At 74.8% G+C, this 21231-nt stretch carries 23 protein-coding genes; 4 read left to right on the top strand and 19 right to left on the bottom strand.

From position 1 onward, the window contains the following. Window positions 1–4: 4 nt before the first annotated feature. From HH311_RS33660 to HH311_RS30415, 3 genes are all read right to left on the bottom strand, one after another. Window positions 5–1315, bottom strand: coding sequence for a DNA-binding protein (locus tag HH311_RS33660; protein ID WP_169187482.1), 1311 nt, complete (start codon window positions 1313–1315; stop codon window positions 5–7). Beyond that, window positions 1312–2619: an acyl-CoA dehydrogenase family protein gene (locus HH311_RS30420; RefSeq protein ID WP_169187481.1), complete on the bottom strand. Its 1308-nt coding sequence runs from the start codon at window positions 2617–2619 to the stop codon at window positions 1312–1314. Before HH311_RS30420 ends, HH311_RS33660 begins: the two co-directional genes overlap by 4 nt. 89 nt (window positions 2620–2708) lie before the next feature. Next, complete coding sequence (locus HH311_RS30415) at window positions 2709–3158, bottom strand: Rrf2 family transcriptional regulator (RefSeq protein WP_169187480.1); 450 nt, start codon at window positions 3156–3158, stop codon at window positions 2709–2711. A 273-nt stretch (window positions 3159–3431) separates the two neighbouring features. Here HH311_RS30415 and HH311_RS30410 point away from each other — a divergent pair, with 273 nt between their 5' ends. Then, on the top strand, window positions 3432–4742 hold the full coding sequence (locus HH311_RS30410) for an acyl-CoA dehydrogenase family protein (protein WP_169187479.1): 1311 nt from the start codon (window positions 3432–3434) through the stop codon (window positions 4740–4742). Between the two features lie 231 nt (window positions 4743–4973). On the opposite strand, the gene HH311_RS30405 is transcribed toward HH311_RS30410, so the two are convergent. The 6 genes from HH311_RS30405 to HH311_RS30380 form a co-directional block, all read right to left on the bottom strand. After that, window positions 4974–5720 (bottom strand): GAF and ANTAR domain-containing protein, encoded by a 747-nt coding sequence (locus HH311_RS30405; RefSeq protein ID WP_312030506.1) that lies wholly within the window; start codon window positions 5718–5720, stop codon window positions 4974–4976. Between the two features lie 120 nt (window positions 5721–5840). Further along, a complete protein-coding gene (locus HH311_RS33655; RefSeq protein ID WP_169187478.1) occupies window positions 5841–6839 on the bottom strand; it encodes an AraC family transcriptional regulator in 999 nt (332 codons plus the stop codon). 87 nt (window positions 6840–6926) lie between these two features. Continuing rightward, entirely contained in the window at window positions 6927–7679 is a 753-nt protein-coding gene (locus tag HH311_RS30395; RefSeq protein WP_169187477.1) for a GAF and ANTAR domain-containing protein, read from the bottom strand. 272 nt (window positions 7680–7951) lie between these two features. Then, window positions 7952–8716 (bottom strand): hypothetical protein, encoded by a 765-nt coding sequence (locus tag HH311_RS30390; protein ID WP_169187476.1) that lies wholly within the window; start codon window positions 8714–8716, stop codon window positions 7952–7954. Between the two features lie 45 nt (window positions 8717–8761). Continuing rightward, complete coding sequence (locus HH311_RS30385; protein ID WP_169187475.1) at window positions 8762–9445, bottom strand: hypothetical protein; 684 nt, start codon at window positions 9443–9445, stop codon at window positions 8762–8764. Continuing rightward, window positions 9445–10191 (bottom strand): GAF and ANTAR domain-containing protein, encoded by a 747-nt coding sequence (locus HH311_RS30380; protein ID WP_312030505.1) that lies wholly within the window; start codon window positions 10189–10191, stop codon window positions 9445–9447. The genes HH311_RS30385 and HH311_RS30380 overlap by 1 nt, the downstream gene beginning before the upstream one ends. Window positions 10192–10272: 81 nt before the next feature. Here HH311_RS30380 and HH311_RS30375 point away from each other — a divergent pair, with 81 nt between their 5' ends. Then, window positions 10273–10707 carry a hypothetical protein gene (locus HH311_RS30375; protein WP_169187473.1) on the top strand — a complete coding sequence of 145 codons (435 nt, stop codon included), beginning with the start codon at window positions 10273–10275 and terminating at the stop codon, window positions 10705–10707. On the opposite strand, the gene HH311_RS30370 is transcribed toward HH311_RS30375, so the two are convergent. Then, complete coding sequence (locus HH311_RS30370) at window positions 10697–11707, bottom strand: AraC family transcriptional regulator (protein ID WP_169187472.1); 1011 nt, start codon at window positions 11705–11707, stop codon at window positions 10697–10699. The genes HH311_RS30375 and HH311_RS30370 overlap by 11 nt on opposite strands. A 238-nt stretch (window positions 11708–11945) precedes the next feature. Here HH311_RS30370 and HH311_RS30365 point away from each other — a divergent pair, with 238 nt between their 5' ends. Then, window positions 11946–13412, top strand: coding sequence for a CHASE3 domain-containing protein (locus HH311_RS30365; protein WP_169187471.1), 1467 nt, complete (start codon window positions 11946–11948; stop codon window positions 13410–13412). 36 nt (window positions 13413–13448) lie between these two features. Here the strand turns inward: HH311_RS30365 and HH311_RS30360 are convergent, their stop codons facing one another. Then, entirely contained in the window at window positions 13449–14198 is a 750-nt protein-coding gene (locus HH311_RS30360) for a GAF and ANTAR domain-containing protein (protein ID WP_169187470.1), read from the bottom strand. A 125-nt stretch (window positions 14199–14323) separates the two neighbouring features. Beyond that, on the bottom strand, window positions 14324–14569 hold the full coding sequence (locus tag HH311_RS30355) for a hypothetical protein (RefSeq protein ID WP_169187469.1): 246 nt from the start codon (window positions 14567–14569) through the stop codon (window positions 14324–14326). A gap of 287 nt (window positions 14570–14856) precedes the next feature. Here HH311_RS30355 and HH311_RS33650 point away from each other — a divergent pair, with 287 nt between their 5' ends. Beyond that, the gene (locus HH311_RS33650) at window positions 14857–15642 is read left to right on the top strand and encodes a GAF and ANTAR domain-containing protein (RefSeq protein WP_169187468.1); all 786 of its coding nucleotides are present in this window, start codon (window positions 14857–14859) and stop codon (window positions 15640–15642) included. Between the two features lie 9 nt (window positions 15643–15651). Here HH311_RS33650 and HH311_RS30345 read toward each other — a convergent pair whose 3' ends face one another. From HH311_RS30345 to HH311_RS30315, 7 genes are all read right to left on the bottom strand, one after another. Further along, window positions 15652–16437, bottom strand: a complete 786-nt coding sequence (locus HH311_RS30345; protein WP_169187467.1) for a hypothetical protein — start codon at window positions 16435–16437, stop codon at window positions 15652–15654. A 49-nt stretch (window positions 16438–16486) separates the two neighbouring features. Continuing rightward, window positions 16487–17212, bottom strand: a complete 726-nt coding sequence (locus HH311_RS30340) for a hypothetical protein (RefSeq protein ID WP_169187466.1) — start codon at window positions 17210–17212, stop codon at window positions 16487–16489. Between the two features lie 219 nt (window positions 17213–17431). Continuing rightward, complete coding sequence (locus HH311_RS30335) at window positions 17432–17728, bottom strand: hypothetical protein (RefSeq protein ID WP_169187465.1); 297 nt, start codon at window positions 17726–17728, stop codon at window positions 17432–17434. A gap of 132 nt (window positions 17729–17860) precedes the next feature. Beyond that, complete coding sequence (locus HH311_RS30330) at window positions 17861–18112, bottom strand: hypothetical protein (protein WP_169187464.1); 252 nt, start codon at window positions 18110–18112, stop codon at window positions 17861–17863. A 256-nt stretch (window positions 18113–18368) separates the two neighbouring features. Continuing rightward, window positions 18369–18686, bottom strand: coding sequence for a hypothetical protein (locus HH311_RS30325; RefSeq protein ID WP_169187463.1), 318 nt, complete (start codon window positions 18684–18686; stop codon window positions 18369–18371). 1033 nt (window positions 18687–19719) lie between these two features. Then, window positions 19720–20433, bottom strand: coding sequence for a hypothetical protein (locus tag HH311_RS30320; protein WP_169187462.1), 714 nt, complete (start codon window positions 20431–20433; stop codon window positions 19720–19722). A 185-nt stretch (window positions 20434–20618) separates the two neighbouring features. Beyond that, complete coding sequence (locus HH311_RS30315) at window positions 20619–20963, bottom strand: hypothetical protein (protein WP_169187461.1); 345 nt, start codon at window positions 20961–20963, stop codon at window positions 20619–20621. Window positions 20964–21231 lie beyond the last annotated feature (268 nt).

Below are 21231 nucleotides of genomic sequence, written 5' to 3'. Positions count from 1 at the left end.
GCCCCTAGAGCCCGAGGCGGTGGCGCAGCCGCGGGGCGCACCGCCGCGACACCGGGATCCGCTCCGGACGGCGGACGGAGGTCGACAGCACCAGGCCGCCCCGCTCGGCGGACACCTCGCGCACGCGGGCGAGGTTGACCAGGTGGCTGCGGTGGACCCGGAGGAAGCCGGCGCCGGCGAGCTCCTGCTCGACGTGGTCGATCCCGCGGCGGGCCGCGCGCAGCACGCCGTCGTCGGTCGTGAGCCACACCGTGTGCCCGTCCGCGCGGGCGTGCCGGATCGCGGCCGCGGGGACGAGCACGACCCGCCCCGCGTCGGTGAGGGCCGCGATCCGCGGCTGTCCCGGCGCCGCGGGGTCGGGGACCTCCCGACGCGGCCCCGCGCCCTCCTGCACGGCCACGACGAAGCCGACCGGCTCCGCCCCTGCCATGACCGGGATCAGCTCGTACCCGCCCTCGCCGTCGTCACCCGGGCCGTGGCCGGCGGCCCGGGCCCGCACCCGCCGGGCCAGGTCCGCGAGCTCGACCCCGCCGAGCCCGCCCGGGAGCTCGTCGGCCCGCCGGTCGCGGGCGCGGAAGGCGGCGTTGGCGGCCACCACCCGCCCCGCGGCGTCGAGCGCGACGAGGGCCGCTCCCCCGCGCCGCTCGATGCGCCCGTAGGCGGCGAGGACCCGCGCCCGGTCGCGCGCGGCGGCCTGCCGGAGCACGCCGCCCAGTGGGCGGGTCTCGACGAGGAGGTCGACGGGGCGCACCGGGACCAGCGCCCGCCACGTCGACGCCGTCAGCGTGGCCAGCGGGGTCGCGGTCACCGCGTCGCACAGCGCCACCGACGTGCAGCTCCAGTCGTGCAGCGCCGAGCTCCAGTGCTGCGGCCCGCACACCCCGGCGGCGTGCCGGCCCAGCAGGGCGTTCCCGACGGCGTTGGTGCCCGCCGTCGTCTCGGCCCACCGCGGCGCCGACGCGAGCCCGGTGTCGTTCGCCCGGCGACCCGACGGCCCGCTCCCCCACGAGGTGAGGACGCGGCCGCGGCCGTCGGTGACCGTGACGAGGCAGTCGCCGTGCCGCGTGGTGAGGGAGGCGGCGAGCGCCCCGAGCTCCGCGAACAGCGCGGCGTGGGCCGTGCACCCGGCCGCGTCGTCGTCGCCCGTGTCCGCCGGGACGCCGCGCGGGTCGATCCGGTGGACGTCGCGGCACCGGTGCCACGACGCGGCGATGCCCCAGGGGACGTCCTCGGGGTGCTCGTCGCCGGCGGTGAAGCGCTCCCAGGCCGCGTAGGTGCGGGTCATCGAGCGCGACCACGGCACCGGCCCGGTCACGGCCGCCGCTCCCCGGCGACGGTCCCGAACCCCTCCATGGCGCGGGTGAACGGGAACGGGTCGGAGTCGGCGAACACGTCGGGCGAGAAGGACGCGTCGGCCATGACCCCCCAGGCCCGACGACGCTGCATCGCCAGGTTCCCCGCGTCGTAGAGCGGGAAGACCATCGACTCCCGGAAGTACTTCTCCATCGGGAACTTCCGGTCGAGGGCGTTGACCCCGACGATGCGCATGCAGTCCACGACGACGCGCTGCATGGCCTCGCCGCAGAAGGTCTTGTCCATGGCGCCCAGCGCGTGACCCTGCCCCGGGTGGCGGTCCATGTAGTGCGCGGCCTTCCACGACAGGTAGCGCCCGGCCTCGATCCTCGCGGCCACCTCGGCGAGCAGGTGCCCGACCGCCTGGTGGGCGATGATCGGCCCCGAGCCCGCGCCGGTGAAGGTCCGCGCCCACTTGAGCGCGAACTCGTAGGCCCCCCGCGCGACGGCGACCGCGGCGATGCTCGCGATCGGCGAGGACCACGTGAAGGCGCGGTTGATCAGCAGGTCGCCCTCGCCGCGGGCGAGCAGGTTCTCCTCGGGCACCCGCACGTCGCGGAACGTCATCGTCACGTTCTGGCAGGTCCGGTGGGCCATCTTGTCGATGACCTCGTAGCGCACGCCCGGGGTGCCGCGCTCGACGAGGACCGCGCTCAGCGCCTCCTGACCTCCGCGGGTGCGGTCGGTGCGCACCACGCAGACGTTGACGTCGGCGCCCCGCAGGTCCCAGCCCCCGGCGTTGCACGGCCAGTGCTTCTCCCCGTTGAGCACGTACTCCCCGCCGGGGCGCCGGTCGGCGACGAGCTGGATCCCCGCCTGCGGGCTCGGGTGGTCGAAGTTCGCGGTGCCGCCGCGCTCGCTCACCACCCACCCGGCGAGGAAGTCGCCGGTGGTGTCCGCGGCGGCGCTGCGCAGCCACGTCTCGCGCTGGGACTCGGTGCCGTACCAGAGCACCGGCAGCAGCCCGAGCCCGTTGACCAGCAGCACCGTCGGGAACCCGGGGTCGACGGCGCACAGCTCCTCGATCGCGAGGAGGAAGTCGACGTTGCTCGCGCCGGCCCCGCCGTACTCGCGCGGCAGGAACATCGTCGTGAAGCCCAGCGCGGCCGCCTGGGCGTAGACCGGCTTCATCGCCCGGAACGCGTCCTGGGGGTCGGGCAGGGCGTCGGCGTGCTCCGCCGCGGGCCGCAGCACCTCCCGCGCGAACTCGCGGGCGGTGTCCTTGAGCTTGCGCTGGTCGGGGGTCAGGTCGAAGTCGATGGGCACGATGCCTCCTCCGCAGCCGAGGGGTCACGGCCGGGGAACTCGGGCGACGGCCCCCGTTGGCCGATCGGTGGTGCGGGTGCGGGCGGGTCTCAGGGCCCGCCCGCGACGCGGGTCAGGCGCAGCGCGCCGCGCAGGCCCTGATCGTTGGCGGCGAGGTCGTCGAGGGTGGCGTCGTCGAGGACCGCGAAGTACGCGTCGAGCGCGCGGGAGAACACGTCGCGCCCGCCGCACACCCCCGCGACGCGGCAGAACCGCGCGGCCCCGAGGCACTCGACGACGGCGAAGTCGGTCTCCATCGTCCGCATCACCTCGCCGACGGTGATGCCGGCCGGGTCGCGCTCGAGCCGCACACCGCCCCCGCGGCCGCGCACGGTGGCGACGATGCCCGCGCCGGCCAGGCGCTGGACGACCTTGACCAGGTGGTTCCGGGAGATCGCGTGCGCCTCGGCGATCTCGGCGACCGACCCCCGCCGTCCGGGGGCCACGCGCAGGTACAGCAGCACGCGCAGCGCGTAGTCGGCGTGGGCGGTGTGCCGCACGGCGCCTCCCGGGAGCGGGAAAAGAAGTACGCAGGATGCTAGTTCTGCGTCCGCGGGCCGACAAGGCTCCGTCCGCCGCAGCCCCGGCGTCCGGGACGAGCCGGTCGTGACGCATCTCCTACCACTCGTGCCCGGGTGCTTCCGCCCCCGGAACGCGACGCCGCACGCTCCGGACCCGGACGTCGCCGCTCGCGAAGCGGCACGCCGGATACCAGGACAACCCGCTCCGGGGACGTGGCGGGGAGCCGCGCACGAGGAATCGGGAGGCCGCCCATGACCATCAACTTCACGATGTCCGACGAGCAGAAGAAGCTGCAGTACGAGGTGCGCGCGTTCGCCGAGAACGTGCTCAAGCCCGTGGTGGCCGTGGCCGACGCGGAGCCCGACCCCCTGAAGGGCTTCCAGCTCACCAAGCCGGCGTACGTCGAGGCCTACAAGGCGGGCATCGCGATGTGCATGCTGCCCGCGCAGTACGGCGGCGGCGGCGTCTCGTGCGTGGACCTCGTGATCGCCGCCGAGGAGATCTGTGTCGTGGACCCGGGCTTCGCCTGCACCGTGCTGTGCAACGGGCTCGGGCTCATGCCGGTCGCCTGGTACGGCTCCGAGGAGCAGAAGGAGCGCTTCCTGCGCGCGGCCACCTCCGATCCCACCGGCGAGTACCTCGGCGGGTGGACCGCCAGCGAGCCGCCCGGCAACCCGTCGGGCACCGCCAACTTCGACATCCCGCTGCCCCGCCCGGCCGGGGTCGGGCTGACCGCGGTGCGCGACGGCGACGACTTCGTCGTCAACGGCCGCAAGTACTGGCCGTCGTCCGCGGGCTGGGACGAGCAGGGTGTGAACTCCGGGACGCTGATCGTGCGGACCGACTCGGAGAAGGGCGGGACCGAGGGCCTGTCGGCGCTCGTCCTGGAGCGGGGCACGCCGGGCGTCACCTACCGGCACCTGGACAAGGTGGGGCACCGGCTCGCGTCGAACGCGGAGATCGTCTTCACCGACGCGCGCATCCCGGCCGCCAACCTGCTGCCGGGCGCCGAGGCCAACGGCGACCTCGTCATCAACCGCAACTTCGCGTGGTCGGGTCCGGTCGCGGCGATCGCGGCGGTCGGCATGGCCCGCGCCGCCTACGAGATGGCCCTCGAGTTCGCGCACGGCAACACCGCCGGCGCGGTCCGGCCGATCATCGGGTTCCAGAACGTCGGGTACGTGCTCGGCGACGTCGCGTCGAAGATCGAGATGGGCCGGTACTTCTCCTGGCGCGCGGCGGACTACCTCGACAAGCACGACCAGCACGCCGAGCTCGTCGGCGCCATGAACAAGATCCAGGTCACCGAGCTGATGTTCGACTGCGTCTACAAGTGCATGCAGATCGTCGGCGTGAACAGCCTGGAGACGAAGAACGGCTTCGGCAAGATCCTGCGCGAGGCCGCGGTTCTGCCCATCTACGACGGCGGGAACATGGGCATGCAGCGCCGCCGCGTGCACGGCCTGCTGGCCGACCCGATGTTCAACCCGCGGGCGATCATGGAGGACGACTACGTGAAGTTCGAGAAGCACCACGAGGCGATCGACACGGTCGTGGGCTGACACGGTCGTGGGCTGACACCTCCGGCGGGGCATGACCCCGCGCCCGGGCGCGGCCGTCCCCCTCGGAGCCGGCCGGGCCCGGACTGCCGCCTCCGCGCGGGAGGCAGCGGGGTCGATGACGGTCCCGCCGATGCTGGGTGGTCAACCTCGTCCGGGACCGCCCCGCCGGAACGGCGATGCCGATCCGGAACCGGCGGATGCCCGGCGGCCGGGCACGGACAAACGGCCGGCTCAGACCGTCTGCGAGGCCGGGCCGGACGACGCCCCGGCCCGGGCGTTCGCCTCCTTGGTCAGCCACCGCGCCACGTCGACCAGCTTCATGTTGGTGTCCTGCGACGAGGTCACCAGGAGCCGGAAGGCCTCGTCGTCGTCGACGGTGAACCGCTCCATGAGGATGCCCTTGGCCTGCCCGATGAGGTCGCGGGTCTCGAGGGCGTGCCCGAGCCGGGCCGCGTGGTCGGCGCCGTGGAGCAGCATCGCGGCCTGGAGGCCGAACAGCCCGGCGGTCAGCTGCGCCGAGGCGTCGAACACGCCGGGGGCGCCCGCGTAGAGGTTCAGCGCCGAGCGTCGCGTCCCCGCCACCGACAGCCCGACCGACATGATCGACCGGAAGCCGCGCTCGACGGCGGCCGGCGCGAAGCGGGGCCAGCGGTGCGCGTCGTCTCCGGCGAGGTCCTGGGCGAGGACGATGCCGCTGGGCGGCGGGTCGTCCGCCGCCGTGATGCACGGCCCCTCCTCGAGGCGCGACTGGAGCTCGTCGAGCTCGTGGAAGTCGCCGGCGGTGGCGTGGCTGGAGCGGACGGTGCCCTGCTCGGTGCGCGAGATGCCCCCGCCCTCGACGCCGGGGATGGTGTCGACGGCGGCGTGGACCAGCTTGTCGATCATGCGTTCGAGGTCGCGGATGCTGCGGTCGGCGGTGACGTCGAACGCGGCCCGGCGCAGAGCGGTCACGAGTCGGTCGTACTCGGGGTCGGTCACGGGGAGCGGGCACCTCGACGAATCGCGCGGATCATCCCCCGGCACGTTCGGTCGACCGATTGCGCTCAACGTACAGCCCCCGCGCGCTCCGGACACCCCGCGACCCGCGAACGCGAGGACTCAGGCGCGCAACGTCTCGCTCGGGTGCCGTCCGAAGTGCCGCCGGTACTCCACCGCGAACCGGCCGGGATGGCTGAACCCCCACCGCGCGGCGACCTCGGCCACGGTCGCGCCCTCGGCCGGGTCGGCGGTCTGCAGCTCCCGGTGCGCGCTCTGCATCCGGACCTGCCGCAGGTACTCCAACGGGGTCTGGTCGCGGTGGCGACGGAAGGCCACCTGCAGCCCGCGCACGCCGAGGCGGGCCGCCTCCGCGATCTCCGCGACGCCGATGTCGCGCTGCGCGTTGGTCTCGATGAACTCCACCGCACGCCGGATCACGGCCGGCTCGGCCGGGTCGACCTTCTCGACCCCGACCGCCGGCGTGCCGTGCTCGAGGCCCTCGACGACGTTCGTGGGGAAGGCGACCAGGACCGCGACGGCGAGCTCCCGGGCGGCTTCCCGCAGCGCGGGGCCCGCCGCCCCCGGAGGCGCGGGCGCGACGACGTCGTCGCGCACGTGCGCGATCGTCGCCCGCAGGAAGCGGGCCCAGCCGGGCGAGCGCGGGGTGACGCCGGCGAACCGCACCGCGCCGCCGTCCCAGCCGATGCCGACGGCAGCGGCGTCGAGCGCCCACCGCTCGAGGCGCAGCGTCTCGGCCGACAGGTCCTCCCACCGGACCCGCCAGGGCGCCCCGGGCGGCAGGAGGTAGGGCGTGCCGTGCTCGGCGGTCAGCGTCGCGTCCCCGTGGGCCACCTCCACCACGCCGCCGAGGACCGTGCCGATGACGACGGCGGCGTGGAGGGGCCCGGTCTCGGCCCCGACCACCCCGCTGTGGTGCAGCGACGCGAGGGAGAAGCCCGGCCCGGACGCGCCGGTGGCGGCGAAGCGGACGGCCGCCGGGTCGCCGGAGCCCCGTCGCCAGGAGGCCCCGTAGGCGTCCCGGAGCCACGCGTCCGCCACCTCGGGGTCCGAGGACGAGACGTCGAACCGGGCGAGGTCCGATCGCTGCTCCGTGCGCACGCCGCCTCCGTGGGCGAGGGACTCCCGGGACCCCGCTCGACCGGCCGGATCACCGCTGGTCCACCCAGTGTCCCCGATCGGCGAGGGTCAGGGCGCCGCCGGGCTCGAGTGGGGGACGAGGACCTCCACGTCCGGCGACCGGTCGGCCGCGTGCTGCCCGTCGAGCCACGCCGCCACCTCGACGAGCTTGAGGTTCGCGCGCTGCGAGGCGTCGACGAGTCGGGCGAACGCGGCGTCGTCGTCGAGCCCGAAGCGCTCCATGAGCACCCCCTTGGCCCGGCCGATGAGGTCCCGGCTCGCGAGGGCCCGTTCGAGGTGGGCGGCGTGCTCGGCGGCGAGCAGGAGCATGCCCGCGTGCATGCCGAACAGCCCGGCGGCGCGGCGGGCCTGCCCGTCGAAGGCGGCGGCCCGCGTCGCGTAGAGGTTGAGCGCGGCGCGCGGGGCGCCCCCGACCTCGAGGCGGACGGCGAGCAGTGACCGGTAGCCCGCCTCGAGGGCGTGCTCGGCGAACTCGGGCCACCGGTCCCGGTCCTCCCCGGCGAAGTCCCCGGCGGCCACGACCCCGTCCGCGGGGGCGTCAGCGAGGGCGGTCACGGCGGGGCCCTCACCGAGCTCCCGCTGCAGCGCGTCGAGCTTCCCGACGACGGGCGTGGCCGGGGCGTCGAGGTCGGCGGGGCGGTCGTCGGCCGGGGTGAGGCCGGCCTCGTGGGTCCCGGGCACCGCGGCGACGGCCGCGTGCACGATCCGGGTCAGGGCCACGCCGTGGTCCCGCACGCCGGCCCGGTCGTCGAGCTCGGCCGTGGTCCGCCGCAGGTGGGCGACCAGGGGATCCGCTGTCATGGCGATCGTCTCCGTCCGCTGGGGCGACGGCGGGACGCGGGGGATGGTCGCGTCCGGGGGCAGAACCGAAGCGACATGCACTCGTTCTGCCCCGCCCAGGGACCGGGGGCGCACATGAAGAAGGGATCTGTCGAGGCCGCGACCCAGCATCGCCGCGCGCCTCGCCGGGGCTCGAGGAGCCGACGGACGGCCGCCGTGTCGACGCATCCGCTTCGTCCACTGTCCTCCGGCCACGACGGAGAGGTCAAGACCGGTGACGCGGCGTGGTCGCCTCAGGGCGACCCGGGCGCCTCGTCGTACCAGTCGGTGGGCACGTGGTGGGGGCGCCAGATGATCGCGTCGTAGACCTCGGCGGGCTTGCGGCCGCTCAGCACCGCGCCGGCCCACGACCCGAGGACGAGCCCGCGCGCCTCGGGCGCGGACAGCGTCCGGGTCTCCGCCGAGTACAGGGTGATGGCCGCCGCCACCGGGACCCTCGCGTCGTCCGTCCAGGGCAGCCCGATCGACAGGGCCGAGCGGATGCCGGCGCGCCGGGCGATCTCGCCGAACCGCGGCCAGGTCCCGCGGACCTCGTCGTCCTCGAGGTCGGCCGCGTGCACGGTGCCGACCTGGTGCAGCTCGACGGCGTCCACGAGCGGGCCCTCGCCGAGGCCGTACTGGGCGGCGTCGAGCGACGCGGCGGGGCCGGTCGCCGCGACGGTGACGGGCCAGTGCTCCCCGACGGTCGCACTGTGCGCCATCGCGGTGACGCTGGTCGCCTCGCAGCCCCCGTAGACCGAGCGGGCCGCCTCGAGCACGACGGCGAGCACGTCCTCCGTCCGTCCCCCGTCCGGCGGCACCGCCAACCGGTAGACCGCCGGAAGCCCTCCGGCCACGCGGTCGAGCTGGCGCTCCGCGGCGGTGAACCCGCTCAGCGCCCGGTCGCGGTGGTCGTGCGCGCGGTGCCGGACGGAGGTCAGGAGCTTCCGCGACCGGTCGACCCGGTCGCGGACGCGGGCGTGCAGGACCGACATCTCCGCGTCGCGGTCCTCCGCCATCGGGGAAGACTAGGCCGGTGTCGCCACCGAGGCGACCATCGAGGGTCAGTCGGGTCCGCCGCCGCGGGTGAGACGCCGGGCCACCGACACCGGGTCGCCGGCCCGGTCGTGCAGATGGGCCAGCAGGAGGCGCTCGGCCTCGACCCGGAGGACGCCGAGGCGCCGGCTGATGATGTCGACGGCGAGGTCGAAGCGGGCGCCCCCGGTCTCGTCCCGGCCGTAGAGCAGGGTCGCGGCGCGGACCGCGAACATGTCGGCGAGCACCGTCGTCTCGGCGCCGAAGGCCCGCGGGCCGGCCGCGTAGAGGTCGAGCGAGGTGCGGGAGCCACGGGCGCAGCGCAGCGTCGTCGAGTGCAGCGCCCGGAACGGCACCGGCGCCGCCCCGTCGTCGGGTGTCGTACCCCAGAGGGCGTCGGAGGCGAGGTCGTCGACGACGGCCACGCAGCGGTACCAGGGCTGGGCGAGCGCCTGGTCGAGCAGCGGCCCCCGCCCGTGGACGCCGTGGCGGCGGTCGAGGGTGTCCACCGCCGGGTCCGTGCTGTGCGTCGAGCGGACCCGGCTGCCCGCGGCGTAGGAGATCGCGACCGCCTCGGCGGCGGGCACGGTGTCGAGGCACACCGCGGTCAGGGCGTCGAGCGGGTCGTATCCGAGGGGGGTCCGCCCGTCCTGCCGGCTGACGGTCCGGAAGGACTCCCGCAGCCCGAAGGGATCGTCGGCGTCGGGCGTCATCACCGCTCCTCGACGGTGTCGCCGCCGCGCCGCCGCCGGTCCTCGGCCTCGCCGACCAGCCAGCTCGCCACGTCGACGAGCGTGAGCTCGGTGGCGTTCGAGGACGTCACGAGCATCTGGAACGCCTCGTCCCCGTGGACGGTGAACCGCTCCATCAGGATGCCCTTGGCCTGGCCGACCACGTCGCGGGCGTCCACGGCGGCCTGCAGGTGCCGGGCCTGCTCGGCGCCGTGGATCAGTGCTGCCGCCTGGACCCCGAAGATCCCGGCCGTGAGACGCGCGTCGGCGTCGAAGACGCCCGGCGCCCGCGCGTACAGGTTGAGCGCGGAGGCGGTCCCCGGCTCCTGGCTGAGCTGGACGGACACGACCGAGCGGTAGCCCGCCTCCGCCGCCTCCGCGGTGAACCGGGGCCAGCGCCCGGCGTCGTCGCCGGCCAGGTCGTCGGCCAGGACGATCCCGTCGGGTGCGGGCTCGTCGATGGCGCTGATGCACGGGCCCTCGTGCAGGGCCCCCTGCAGGCGGTCGAGCTGGGAGACCGACGGGCGGCTGGGGCCGCGCGAGGTCACCTCGTCGTCGCCGGACATCGAGATGCCGCCGGCGTCCGCGCCCGGCACCGTCTCCACCGCGGCGACGACGATGCGGGCCAGCAGTTCCTCGAGGTCCTGCGGGGTGCGGCGGTCCATCAGCTCGCGCGCCGCCGCGCGCAGGGCGCCGAGGAGCCGTTCGCTCCGGTGCGGGTCGGCCACGTCACCTCCACACTCGCTGCGTCGTGGATAGTCCATGAAGCGTACCCATTGGACACTAGGCGAAATCTTGGTCCTGGACCCGTGCCCGGGGAGGAGAACCGCACGCAGCAGGACGGCCCCACCCGCCGCACGCGGGCACCCGGGAACTGGCGCCGGCGGCCGTCGGTGACCACGCTCGTCGTCATGGGCGAGGAGCAGGACCTGGCGTCCCTGACCGCCGTCTGCGCAGAGCTCAACTTCCGCCACTCGCTCGTCCACGACGCCTTCGTCCTCCGCGCGGGCGTCGTGGCGGCACTCACCCGGAACGCCGTCGTCCTCGCGGAGCTCGCGAGTTCCCTGCGGGCGCGCGCGGAGCTCACCCGGTCCGGCCGGGATCGGGACCGGCTGCTGGCGGCGGCCACCCGCGTCGACATGCGCGCGGACGCGAGCCGACGCCGCTGCGAGGAGCTGACGGCGTGGGCGATCGGACCGCCGCGCCCGGTGGTACCCAGTGACCCGGACGCGGTCAGTTCTTGAGCGTCTGCCGCGGGGAGAGGCCGTAGGCGCGGCGGTAGTCCACCGAGAACCGGCCCGGGTGCGTGAAGCCCCACCGCGCCGCGATCGCCGCGACGGTCAGTCCCTGCGCCGGGTCGGCGGCCTGCAGGTCGCGGTGCGCCTGCTCGAGGCGCACCCGGCGCAGGTACTCCAGCGGGGTCTGGTCCCGGTGCCGGCGGAAGGCGGCCTGCAGCCCCCGGATACCGATGTGCGCCGCGTCGGCCACCTGCGCGACGTCGACCTCGCGGTGGGCGTTGGCGTCCATGAACTCGACCGCACGCCGGACCACGGCGGGCTCGGCACCGGGCCGTTCCCGGGTCGTGAGGTCCTCGGCCGCGGCGACGGCGTTGTTCGGGATGCTGAGCAGGGTCGCGACGGCGAGCGACCGGGCCGCCTCGGCCAGGGCGAGCGGGTGGGCGGCGGTGTCGGGGTTCCCCAGCACCTCGTCCCGGACGTGGGCGGTGACGGCGCGCAGGTAGCTCGCCCACTCCGGCGAGGACGGCGTCGACCCGGTGAACCGCAGCGCCTCGCCGTCGCCGCCCATCCCGGCCGCCGCCCGCTCCAGGACCGGCCGGTCGATGCGGACCGCCTCGTTGGTCAGCTGCTCCCACTGGATCGTCCAGGGTCGGCCCGGCGGCATCAGGTAGGGCACCCCGGGGGTCGGGACGACGACGGTGCGTCCGGTCGCGACCTCGATCCGGCCGGCGAGCGTGGTGTTGACGACGATCGCGTCGTCGAGGAGGTCGGTCTCGCACTCGAAACCCATGCCGTGGTGCACGGTGGCGATGGAGAAGCTCGGGACCGACGCGCCGGTGAATGCGAACCGGAAGGTCGACAGGTCGCCGTGCAGGCGGCGCCGGTAGTCGACGTACGCCGCGCGCAGCCAGACGTCGGCCACGTCGGGGTCGCAGGAGGAGACGTCGAACTCGGACACCTGCGACGCCGACCCGACCTTCATCCCGCCCCCGCCCTCCGTGAGCACGGCGGGTCGCTGCGGACCAGGACGGCACAGCGCCGGGTCGACCTGCCGTGAATCCGTGACATCCTGACGCCGGGAGGTGCCGGGATTCAAGCACCGCGCGCGGACGAATCCCGAGGTCAGAGCCCTGATCGCACCGTGCTAGCACCGCCACGCGGGGACGGGTAGTCCCGGTGGGCCCGGCTTCTCGGGCCGTCCGTCCCTGCCACGGCTGCGGACCGGGAGCGAACCCTCGCCCAGCGTGACCCTGCGCGGAACGGTGCGGCTGCTGGTCGTCGTCCCGGTCGCGGTCGCGGTGGTCCTCGCCGGGGTCGGTCTCGCCGGCCGGCTCACCGCCCGCGCCGCGGCGGACCAGGTCCTGACCCGGATCGAACCGGCCCGGGTCGCCGCCGGCGGTCTCGTCACGGCCCTGGTCGACCAGGAGTCCGGCAGCCGCGGGTACCTCCTCACCGGCGACCCACGCTTCCTCGAGCCCTACCGCAACGGGGTGGCCGCGGCGGGTGCCGCCCAGGCACAGCTCACCGCCCTGCTCGCGGACGACCCCGCGGGACTCGCGGCCCTGGGCACCGCCGCCACGGCGGCCACCCAGTGGCGCGTGCAGACCGCGGAGCCGCAGATGGCGGCCCGCCAGAGCGGGTCGGCGGGCGACGTCGAGGCCGGGGCGGTGCAGGGGAAGGAGCAGTTCGACCGCTTCCGCGCCGCGTCGGCCGCCCTGGAGGCCCACCTGGTCGACCGCGAGACGACGACCCTGACGACGATGTCCAGCGCCCGGGCCTGGACCGACGGGATCACCTACGGCGCGCTCGCCGTCGCGCTCGGCGTCGCGGCCCTCGCCCCGCTGGTGATCCGCCGGCGCCTCACCGACCCCGTGGACCGGCTCCAGCGCCAGGCGCGGGCCGTCGCCGGGGGCCAGGAGCAGCTGCCGATCGCCGTGGACTCCCCCGCCGAGCTGGCCGCCATCGCCGGTGACGCCGACGTCATGCGTCGGAGCCTGCTCGCCCGCCGCGACGACGCCGTCGAGGCCCAGCTGGAGCTCGCCCTGCGCGACACGCGGGACACGCTCGCGGCCGAGGTCCACGACCACACCGTCCAGCGGCTCTTCGCGCTGGGGCTGGCGCTCGACGCGCTCGGCACCACCGTCGAGCCCCGCGTCGCCGCTCGCCTGACCCCGCTGGTCGACGAGCTCGACGAGGCGGTGCGCGAGCTCCGCGCGCTGATCTTCGGGCTGGTGCGCACGTCGGTCACCGGCCCCACCCTGCGCGACGCCCTCTTCGACCTCGTCCGCGACAGCACCCGCGCGCTCGGCTTCACCCCGGCCCTCGGCATCCACGGCGACGTGGCGGGGACGCTCGGGAACGACACCGCGATCGACCTGCTCACGGTCCTCCGCGAGGCGCTCAGCAACATCGCGCGGCACGCCCGCGCGACGTCGGCCTCGGTGCGCCTGGCCGTCGACCGGCAGACCGTCGCACTGCGGGTGGTCGACGACGGCGTCGGCCCCTCGCCGTCCGACGAGGTCCCGCGCGGGCGCGGCATCGACACCATGTCGGCGAGGGCGGTGCGCCACGGCGGCACGCTGTGCGTGCGGGCGGGCGAGGCGAGCGGCACGGTCCTCGAGTGGGCGGTGCCGACCGAGGCGGCCCGACCCGCCCGGCTCGACGCCCGGCCCCGGACCCCGGACGTGAGCGGGGCGCCCCTCGAAGGGTGACGGCCCGCGCCCGGACCGACCGGAGGCGGGAGGCCGTCAGCGTCGGCCGTCGAGGCCGAACTCGTCGTCGGGCGGCGCCTGGCTGCGGTCGACCACCTCGCGGTGGACCCACTTGGCGACCTCGACGAGCTTGATGTTCGTGTCCTGCGACGCGTTGACCAACAGCCGGAAGGCGCCGTCGTCGTCGACCGAGAACCGCTCCATGAGGATGCCCTTGGCCGCCCCGATGACGTCGCGGGACTCGAGCGCCTCCTGCAGGTAGAGGGTCTGCTGGGTGCCGTAGAGCAGCAGCGCGGCCTGGGTCCCGAACAGCCCGGCGGTGATCTGCGCCTCGGTGTCGAACGTGCCCGGCTCGGCGGCGTAGAGGTTCAGCGCGGTGCGCATGCTGCGCTCGCTGGAGAGCTGGGTCGACATGATCGACCGGTAGCCCCGCTCGACGGCCTTCGGTGCGAACCCCGGCCATCGTTCCCCGTCCACCCCGGCCAGGTCGTCGGCGATGACGATCCCGGTGGGCGGCGGATCGAGGATGGCCGTGATGCACGGGCCCTCGCGCAGCGTGCTCTGCAGGTGGTCGAGCTCGGTGACCGTGGTGTTGGTCGGGTGGCGCGAGGCGACAGCGCCGTCGTCGGTGTAGGAGATGCCACCGGCGGCGACACCCGGCACCGTCTGGACCGCGGCCTCCACGATGTGGGCCAGCGTCTGCTCGAGGTCACGGATCGAGCGTTTGGACTTCAGCGCGCGGGCGCTGGTGGTCAACGAGACGAGCAGGTCGTCGTTCGCACTCATCGGGGGCACGCCCCCTTCCGGGTCGGGTGCGAGGTCCGGCCACGACGGCGCGCCACGACCTCTTCGCCGACCGTACAAGTAGTGCGCTATGAGTGCAGCCACCTGGCAGTAACCCGGCCCGCGACTCACCCCCGGCGATCGTCGCCGCCGTGGGGCACCTCGTCCCGCTCCCGTGCCGGGTGCCCGACCCCGCGGACGGCCTCGTCGAGGAGCTGGCGGATGACCACGCCCAGGGGCAGGTCACGCGCGGTCCACTCCTCGGCGATCAGCGCGTACGAGGACGGTTCGTCGAGGCCGTAGCGTGACCGGAGCACGCCGGCGGCGACCCAGACCTGGCCCGGGACCGCCCCGATCGCGTCGTCGTCGTCCACGGCGCACCCCCCTGACCGGCGCGCTGGCTGCCGCGTGTCGCAGGAGGGTCTACGGCCGACGATGCCAGTGGATGTGGTGGCCGCAGAGCGTACCGACTGTGTCTTTCGGCGCAACCAGGGCGTCAGCGACGAGTCCGCATCTCGCCCAGCGGCCAGCGGTTTCGCCCCGCGGCCGTCCCTGCGACCATCGGGGCGGACGGTTTCGGTGCCTCGACGAAGGCCGCGGTCGCCTGTGACGGCGGCGCTTGGGGTTCAGGTGCCGAAGCGTTCGATCTGCGGAGGCCCGGGTGGCTCGCGAAGACCTGTCGTTGCTCGAGGATGCGTTGCGGGTGGGGGCGAGGGAGCTCACGGCACGACGGCAGGACGACACCGAGGAGGCCTGGGAGCACGTCCTGACGGCCCTGACCGCGGCCGCCGCGGAGGCGGTGCCGGGGGCGAGCTACGTCGGGCTGACCCTGCGCGCCGGCCCGGGCGGGAACGGGCACGAGCAGGACCTGCTGTCGTGCGCGCCGAGCCACGAGGCGATCGCGGCGCTGGACCTCGCCCAGTCCGAGCTCCGGGAGGGTCCGTGCGTCGACGCGCTGAGCGCCGGGGAGCTGACGGTGCTGCGGGTGGACGACTTCGCGGCCGAGGCGCGCTGGCCCCGCTTCGTGCCGCTCGCCCGGCAGGCCGGCGTCGCCAGCCTGCTGTCCTACGCACTCGCCCCGCCCGGCCAGGCACCGGGCGCGATGAACTTCTACGCCACCGAGGCCGCCGCCTTCACCGATCCGGTCGCGCGCACCGTGGCGGCCGCATTCGCCACCCAGGCCTCGATCGCGCTCTACGGCCGTAGCCGGGTCCGCAACCTCCACGTGGCGCTGGCCTCCCGGGACGTGATCGGGCGCGCGAAGGGCATCCTCATGGAGCGCTTCGACTTCCGCGAGGACGAGGCGTTCAGCCTCCTGGTCCGCTCCAGCCAGGACACCAACATGAAGGTCGTGGACGTCGCGCACTGGCTCAGCGACGAGGTGGACAGGCGCGCGGAGAACCGCTCGCGAGGCACGGCGGCGGACCACGGCGAGGACCGTGGCTGAGCCCGCTCGTCAGAGGTCGGGGTGGCGGTCGGTGTAGGACGCGGTGGCCTGCGCGACCATCTCGCGGGTGGCGGCGCGGGACCGGAGCGGGCACAGCGCGCAGGTGGACGACGTCCCGGCGCCGACGATCCGGAACGCCAGGCAGCACGTGTTCCGGTAGCAGGACATCCAGCGCCGGCCGCCCTCGACGACCGCCTCGATCTCGACGAGGTCGGCCAGCCCGGGCACCCCGGACAGGAAGTCCCGGGCGTCGCCGACGTGGCGGTCGTGGTCGGGCCGCGGCCACGACAGGTGCAGGAACGAGATCGCGACGGCGTGGGCGATCGCGCCCTGCAGCACCCGCCACCCGAGCCGGGTTCCGTGGTGGACCGCCCGGGCCGCGACCTGCAGGTTCTGCTCGACGAGTCCGTTGCGCAATCGGCGGAGCGCCTCGTCGTCGGGCTCGGCCGTGGCGACCGGCGGGCCGGCGAACGCGACGCGACGGACGCCGGGGGCGATCCGTTCGGCCCGGACCCGGGAGAGGCGTGCGTCGAGCACCCGGCCGTCGACGAACCACGCGCCGAGGACCGGGGCGACGAGGCGCTGCGCGTAGGTCTCGAACAGCAGGGATCCGGCGACGGCGAGGTTGGCGGTGTCGCGCGCGTCGGCCACCCCGGCCAGCGCCTCGTCCAGCCCCGGACCGAACAGCGCGTCCGCCGACGTCCAGCCGGGCCCCTCAGGGACCCCGACCGGTGCGACGAAGCGCTCGCCCCAGGCCGCGCCGTCGTCGAGCACCTCTCGTGCCGCCCCGTCCACTCCCCCACGGTAGGCAACCCGTCTCCGTCCGGAGCAGTGGTCCCGGGCCCTACCCACTGACCCGACGGATCTCCGCGGGCTCCCTGCCGCTCATCAGCGCTGCCGCCCAGCAGGCCAGCAGCGTGGCGCGGTGCTGACGGCATCGATCGAAGGCGTGCGGTGCGGCGGCGTAGAAGTTGAGGGCGCCCAGCGGCTGCCGCTCGGGATGCACGCCGACCCGCATCGCGGTCCAGGGCAGGCCGACCGACAGCGCCGAGCGCACGCCGAGGTCGGCGGCGACGGGGACCAGGCGGGGCCAGATCCGACGTGCCTCGGAGCCCGCGAGATCGTCCGCGCTCACGGCCGCGAGCATGTCGAGCTCGACGGCATCGAGGCAGGGACCCTCCCCCAGCTCGTACTGCGCCTCGTCCACGGTCGCTGCTCCGCCCGTCGCGGCAGCCGTGCGCCAGGACGGCCGGTGTTCGCCGAGCTGGTCGACCGTCGTCGCGCTGACCGAGTCGCAGGAGGCGACCAGGTACGCCGCCGCCTCGACGATGCCGCCCAGCACGTCCGCGTCCGCCCGGCGCCCGCGGTGGGACGGGAGGCCGTGAGCGGCCGACCATCCGTTGGCGTGGCGGTCGGCCTGCGCTTCGGCGCGGGCCGCGACCGACCGGGCGTAGTGCGCCTGCGCCTGCGTGCGCTCCCGGGCCCGCGCCATCAGGTGCCGGGAGTCCGCGACCTGGACCCGGGTCTGCGCGCACCGCAGGGCGAGCTCTCGCCCCGGGTCGCTCGACACGTCCCGAGCGTAGGGCCGGAACGAGGTCGGTCGGCTGATGGCGCCGGTCGGGTCGGGGACGACGGCCCCGGGTCGACCCGACGCTTCGTCACACGGCCGGGACGGCGCCGCGAGCGAAGAGCACCTCGCGCCGGACCGCGCTCCCCGGACACCGGGAACCTTCCCGGGGCGTGGGCGATCGGGAGGACGGTGCCGCGGGAGGGACGGGCCGAGCCACGGTCAGACCTGCGGGAGGCCCCATGCCTCGCGCAGCGAGCGCGCGTCCCGGCGCTCGCCGTCGGCCTTCTCGCGGGTCCGCCGCGCCCGCTCCCGGAGACTGGTCGAGTCGGCGTAGCCCGGCCGGGCCTCCCGTGTCTCGGCGACCTGGTCGAGCGTGGCGGCGATGTGTCCGGCGGTGTCGGCGAGCCGGCCGGCCAGCTGTCGCGCGTGCTCCTGCGCCTTGCCCGCGCGGGCGCTCGCCGCGGTGGCGGCGTCGCAGGACTCCGCCGACCTCGATCCCTCGTCCCGCACGGCCATCGAAGCACCCCGGTTCCTCGTTCCGGCTCTGCGCGCGCAGCGTAGCGCCGCCGCGGCACGTCCCGGACGGGTCAGCAGGGCGGAGCGGAGCGGACTGCGTCGCGGGTCATCGCGGGGCGGGACGAGACCGGTTCACCGCTCGCCGGGAGTGCGGTCGAGCGACAGGTGCAGGGTGAGGCGCGTGAGGTCGTCGAGCGTCCGGGGTGGGTTCGCCCGGGCGCGCTTCTGCCTGGTGTGGAGCACGGTCTCGCGGGCGATGTCCAGCGCCACCTCGGCACGGCCGAGCACCTCCTGGGCGCGGCGCAGCACCGCGAAGGTGTCGTACCGCCGGACCCTGACGCTGCGGGGCGGAGCCGCGAGGTCCATCCGGTCTTCCGACGACATGCCCCCACCTTCCCGGGTTCGCCGCGCTCACGCACGAACCGGAGCGGGAATCCCCGACAAGAGGTTTCGTGTCGCCAGCCTGGCTCGCATGGATGTCGCGATCACGCCGCCCCGGGTGGCTCCGGGGCCGGGGGGATGGCCCCGGAGCCTCGAGCCCGTGGGGTAACGAGCCCGACACCACGATACGCACGCGATTGCGGACGCGGGGGCCGTAGGCGTTCCGGGGCTGCTCCGTCACCGTGGCGTGGATCCACGCCTACCGGTCGTGGTCCCCGCTCCGCTGGTGTGGCCCTCGGTCCTGCACGCTGCGGGCCAGGGTGACGCCGGAGGCGAGATGAGCGAGCACCGGGTCGAGGTCGTTCGTGCTCGCGGCCGACCCGGTGGTCTCCGCGTCGCGGTCGATGGTGCGCAGCAGGGCGATCAGGGCGTCGAGCACGTGGGCGACCTCGCCGGCTACGCCGGCCCGCTCGCCGTCCGGTAGCTGACCGTCGGCGCCGTCGGCGGCCCGTCCCGCTCCGAGGGCGGAGGCGGCTTCGCGCAACGCCGTGACGGCGGTGGTGCGGGCGTTCGTCATGCTCGAGCAGTGTGCTCCGGACCGGCCGGTCGCGCCGGTCCGCGTGGCATCGGCGCCGGGCGGGGCCGCCGCGGTTCCGTGGGGACCGATCGCGGGCGTCGAGCCGAGTAGACGCACCTGGTCGTTGCGATGAGGGAAGGAGGACTCCGCCCCCGTCAGCAGGAGCGGAGCCCTCCCCGGCCGGCTGCCCGGCAGACGGACAACCGCCGTCGCTGGGGAGCCAGGTGTGCCACCCTCGCACGGCCCGATGGCGTCCGTCGCGGTGGTCTCGACGCACACAGCTACGACCTCGAGCCCGAGGACCTGACGGCGCAGGGACTCAGAAGTGCGTCGAGGAGGAGCGCGGTCCCGGCGTCCAGCAGCGGCCTCTCGCGCTCGGCCCGATGGAGCGTCTGGTGGATGTCCCGCTCGGCGGCAAGCTGCGCAGCGACGTCACGGTCAGGAATCACCCGCGCCGTCGGGCATCGATCGAGACCCAAGCAATCACACGTGGGGCACATGGCGGACCTCCCGAGGACCCCGACGTGGCGTCCGGGGATGGCGCACGATGTCGGTGAACTCGGCTGTGGGGGTGAACCGCCCGGCTCCCCCAGGCTGACACACGGCGTCCTGGCACACGATCGCGCGGGGTGCGATGCCTCGGCCAGCCACCCCGCGAACACTTCGTCGACCTCCCCGGCAAACCGGGGCGCCGGGCCGGCCCACATCGGGTCGTGACCGACCGCATGACACGTGACCGCGGTCGGATGCCCCTTCCGTCGCGTCAACCCGGTGAGTCGAGATCCTGCCGCGTTCGCGCGGTGAGCAGGGGCAGGGCGATCTCGTCGACGATCGTGTCGATGGTCTCGTCGGACAGGGTGCCGTCCACGAGGAGTTCGATCACCCTGCCCGCGACCAGCGCACCGGACGCCGTCGAGCAGCACCTCCAGCACTTCTCGGTCGATATTCCGCAGCTGGATACTCCAGGCCGCGGCCGAGACCCGCGACAACAGCTGACAGCCGCTCGAGCTCGAACTCCCCCGTCACCGTCTGGTCAGGCACCGGCGTGGTCGACCTCGGCCGACGTCGTGCCGCTCGCCAGCGCCCCGGCCCAGCAGCCGAACCCCCTCACGTACTGCTCCGGCCGCCCGAAGGCGTGCGGTTCCCGCGCGTAGAGGTTGATCGCGCCCAAGGCCCAGCGCCGGCTCTGCAGACCGACGCGCATCGCCGACCAGGGCACCCCGATCGACAGCGACGAACGCACCCCGTGCAACAGAGCGCTCTTGGAGTGGCGGGGCCAACTCCACGATTCCCGGTCGGCGGCGTAGTCGTCGGCGCACACGCCGGCGACCATGTCGAACTCGACGGCGTCGATGCAGGGACCTTCCCCCAGCGAGAACTGTTCGGCGTCGACCAGCTCGGCGACGCCGACCGAGTCCGCGGTGCGGTAGCGGCACTCCTGCTCACCGAGCTGATCGACGACGGTCAGGCTCACCGTGTCGCAGCCCCCGAACAACCGCTGGGCTGCGTCGAGGACACACCCGAACACGGCCTCGCCGGCCGGCTCGCCCGTCAACCCGTGCCTGGCGGGCCAACGGTCGATCAGCCGCGCGGTCTGCTCCCGCGTCCTCGCCCGCACCTCACGGGCGTACGCGGCCTGCCGTTCAGCGATCTCGCGGGCACGGGCCGCCGACCGCAGCACGTCGTGCAGCCGCGCGGTGCGCCCCGCACGCGCGATCGACAGCACCTCGGCCGTGTCGTCGAGCACGTGGGCAGCGTAGGACGACCGTGCTCGCCGAGGGGAGGGTCCGAGCCCAGGTCCTGGCCGGAGCCGCCGAAGTGCTCGGCCTGCGGGTCCGCTCCCGGCGAGGCGCGGCGCCCGCTGTCCACGGTGCCCATGCGCCGGCGAAGACCTTCGCTCTGCTCCAGACGACGTGGCAAGAAGGGGCTGGGTCAGGTCTCGGCGGCGCTGCGCGGCCGCTGGAGCCGGCGTGCCTGGTCGCGTTCGTGGGTGGCTCGTCGGCGGGCTTCCCGGGCTCGGTCGAGCAGGGCTCGCCGACTCTCGTCCGCACAGAGTCCCGCACCCTCCTCGAGGAGCGCTGCGGTGGCGTCGTAGGTGTCCGCCAACCCTCCGGCCTGGTCGGCGACGGTGCGCGTCAAGGCGCGTGTGGCCTTTCTGACCGCTCTGGCGTGTGCCTGGGCGACCTCGACCTGCTCGGCGACGTGCGCGACGGTGTCGAGCCGATTCGAGCGGCCCGCCGAACTGTCGGTCCCGTCGAGCTCGTGGCCCGTTGCCATCGGACCTCCTTCGGGCGCGCGCGTGCGGCGAGAGAACCGCACCCCAGGATCGTGCGCCGCGGACCGCGGCGCGAGACCACCTGTTCGGCGGGTTCTGATGGGCCACATCCGCTCGGTGCTGCTCGCGGACCCAGTCGCCGGGGAGCCAGGCTTGCCACGCTCGCACGTACCGATCCGGATCAACGAGCCCGGTGGAAGAGGCGCGAACCGCTGCCACGACCTCCTGCGCGACGACATGATGACGCTGCGAGATCGGTGCGAGCGACTG

It is taken from the genome of Actinomycetospora sp. TBRC 11914 (assembly GCF_012933465.1).
Classification (GTDB): domain Bacteria; phylum Actinomycetota; class Actinomycetes; order Mycobacteriales; family Pseudonocardiaceae; genus Actinomycetospora.
The sequence above is the reverse complement of the archived record's forward strand: the minus strand, read 5'-3'. Positions and strand labels throughout refer to the sequence as shown.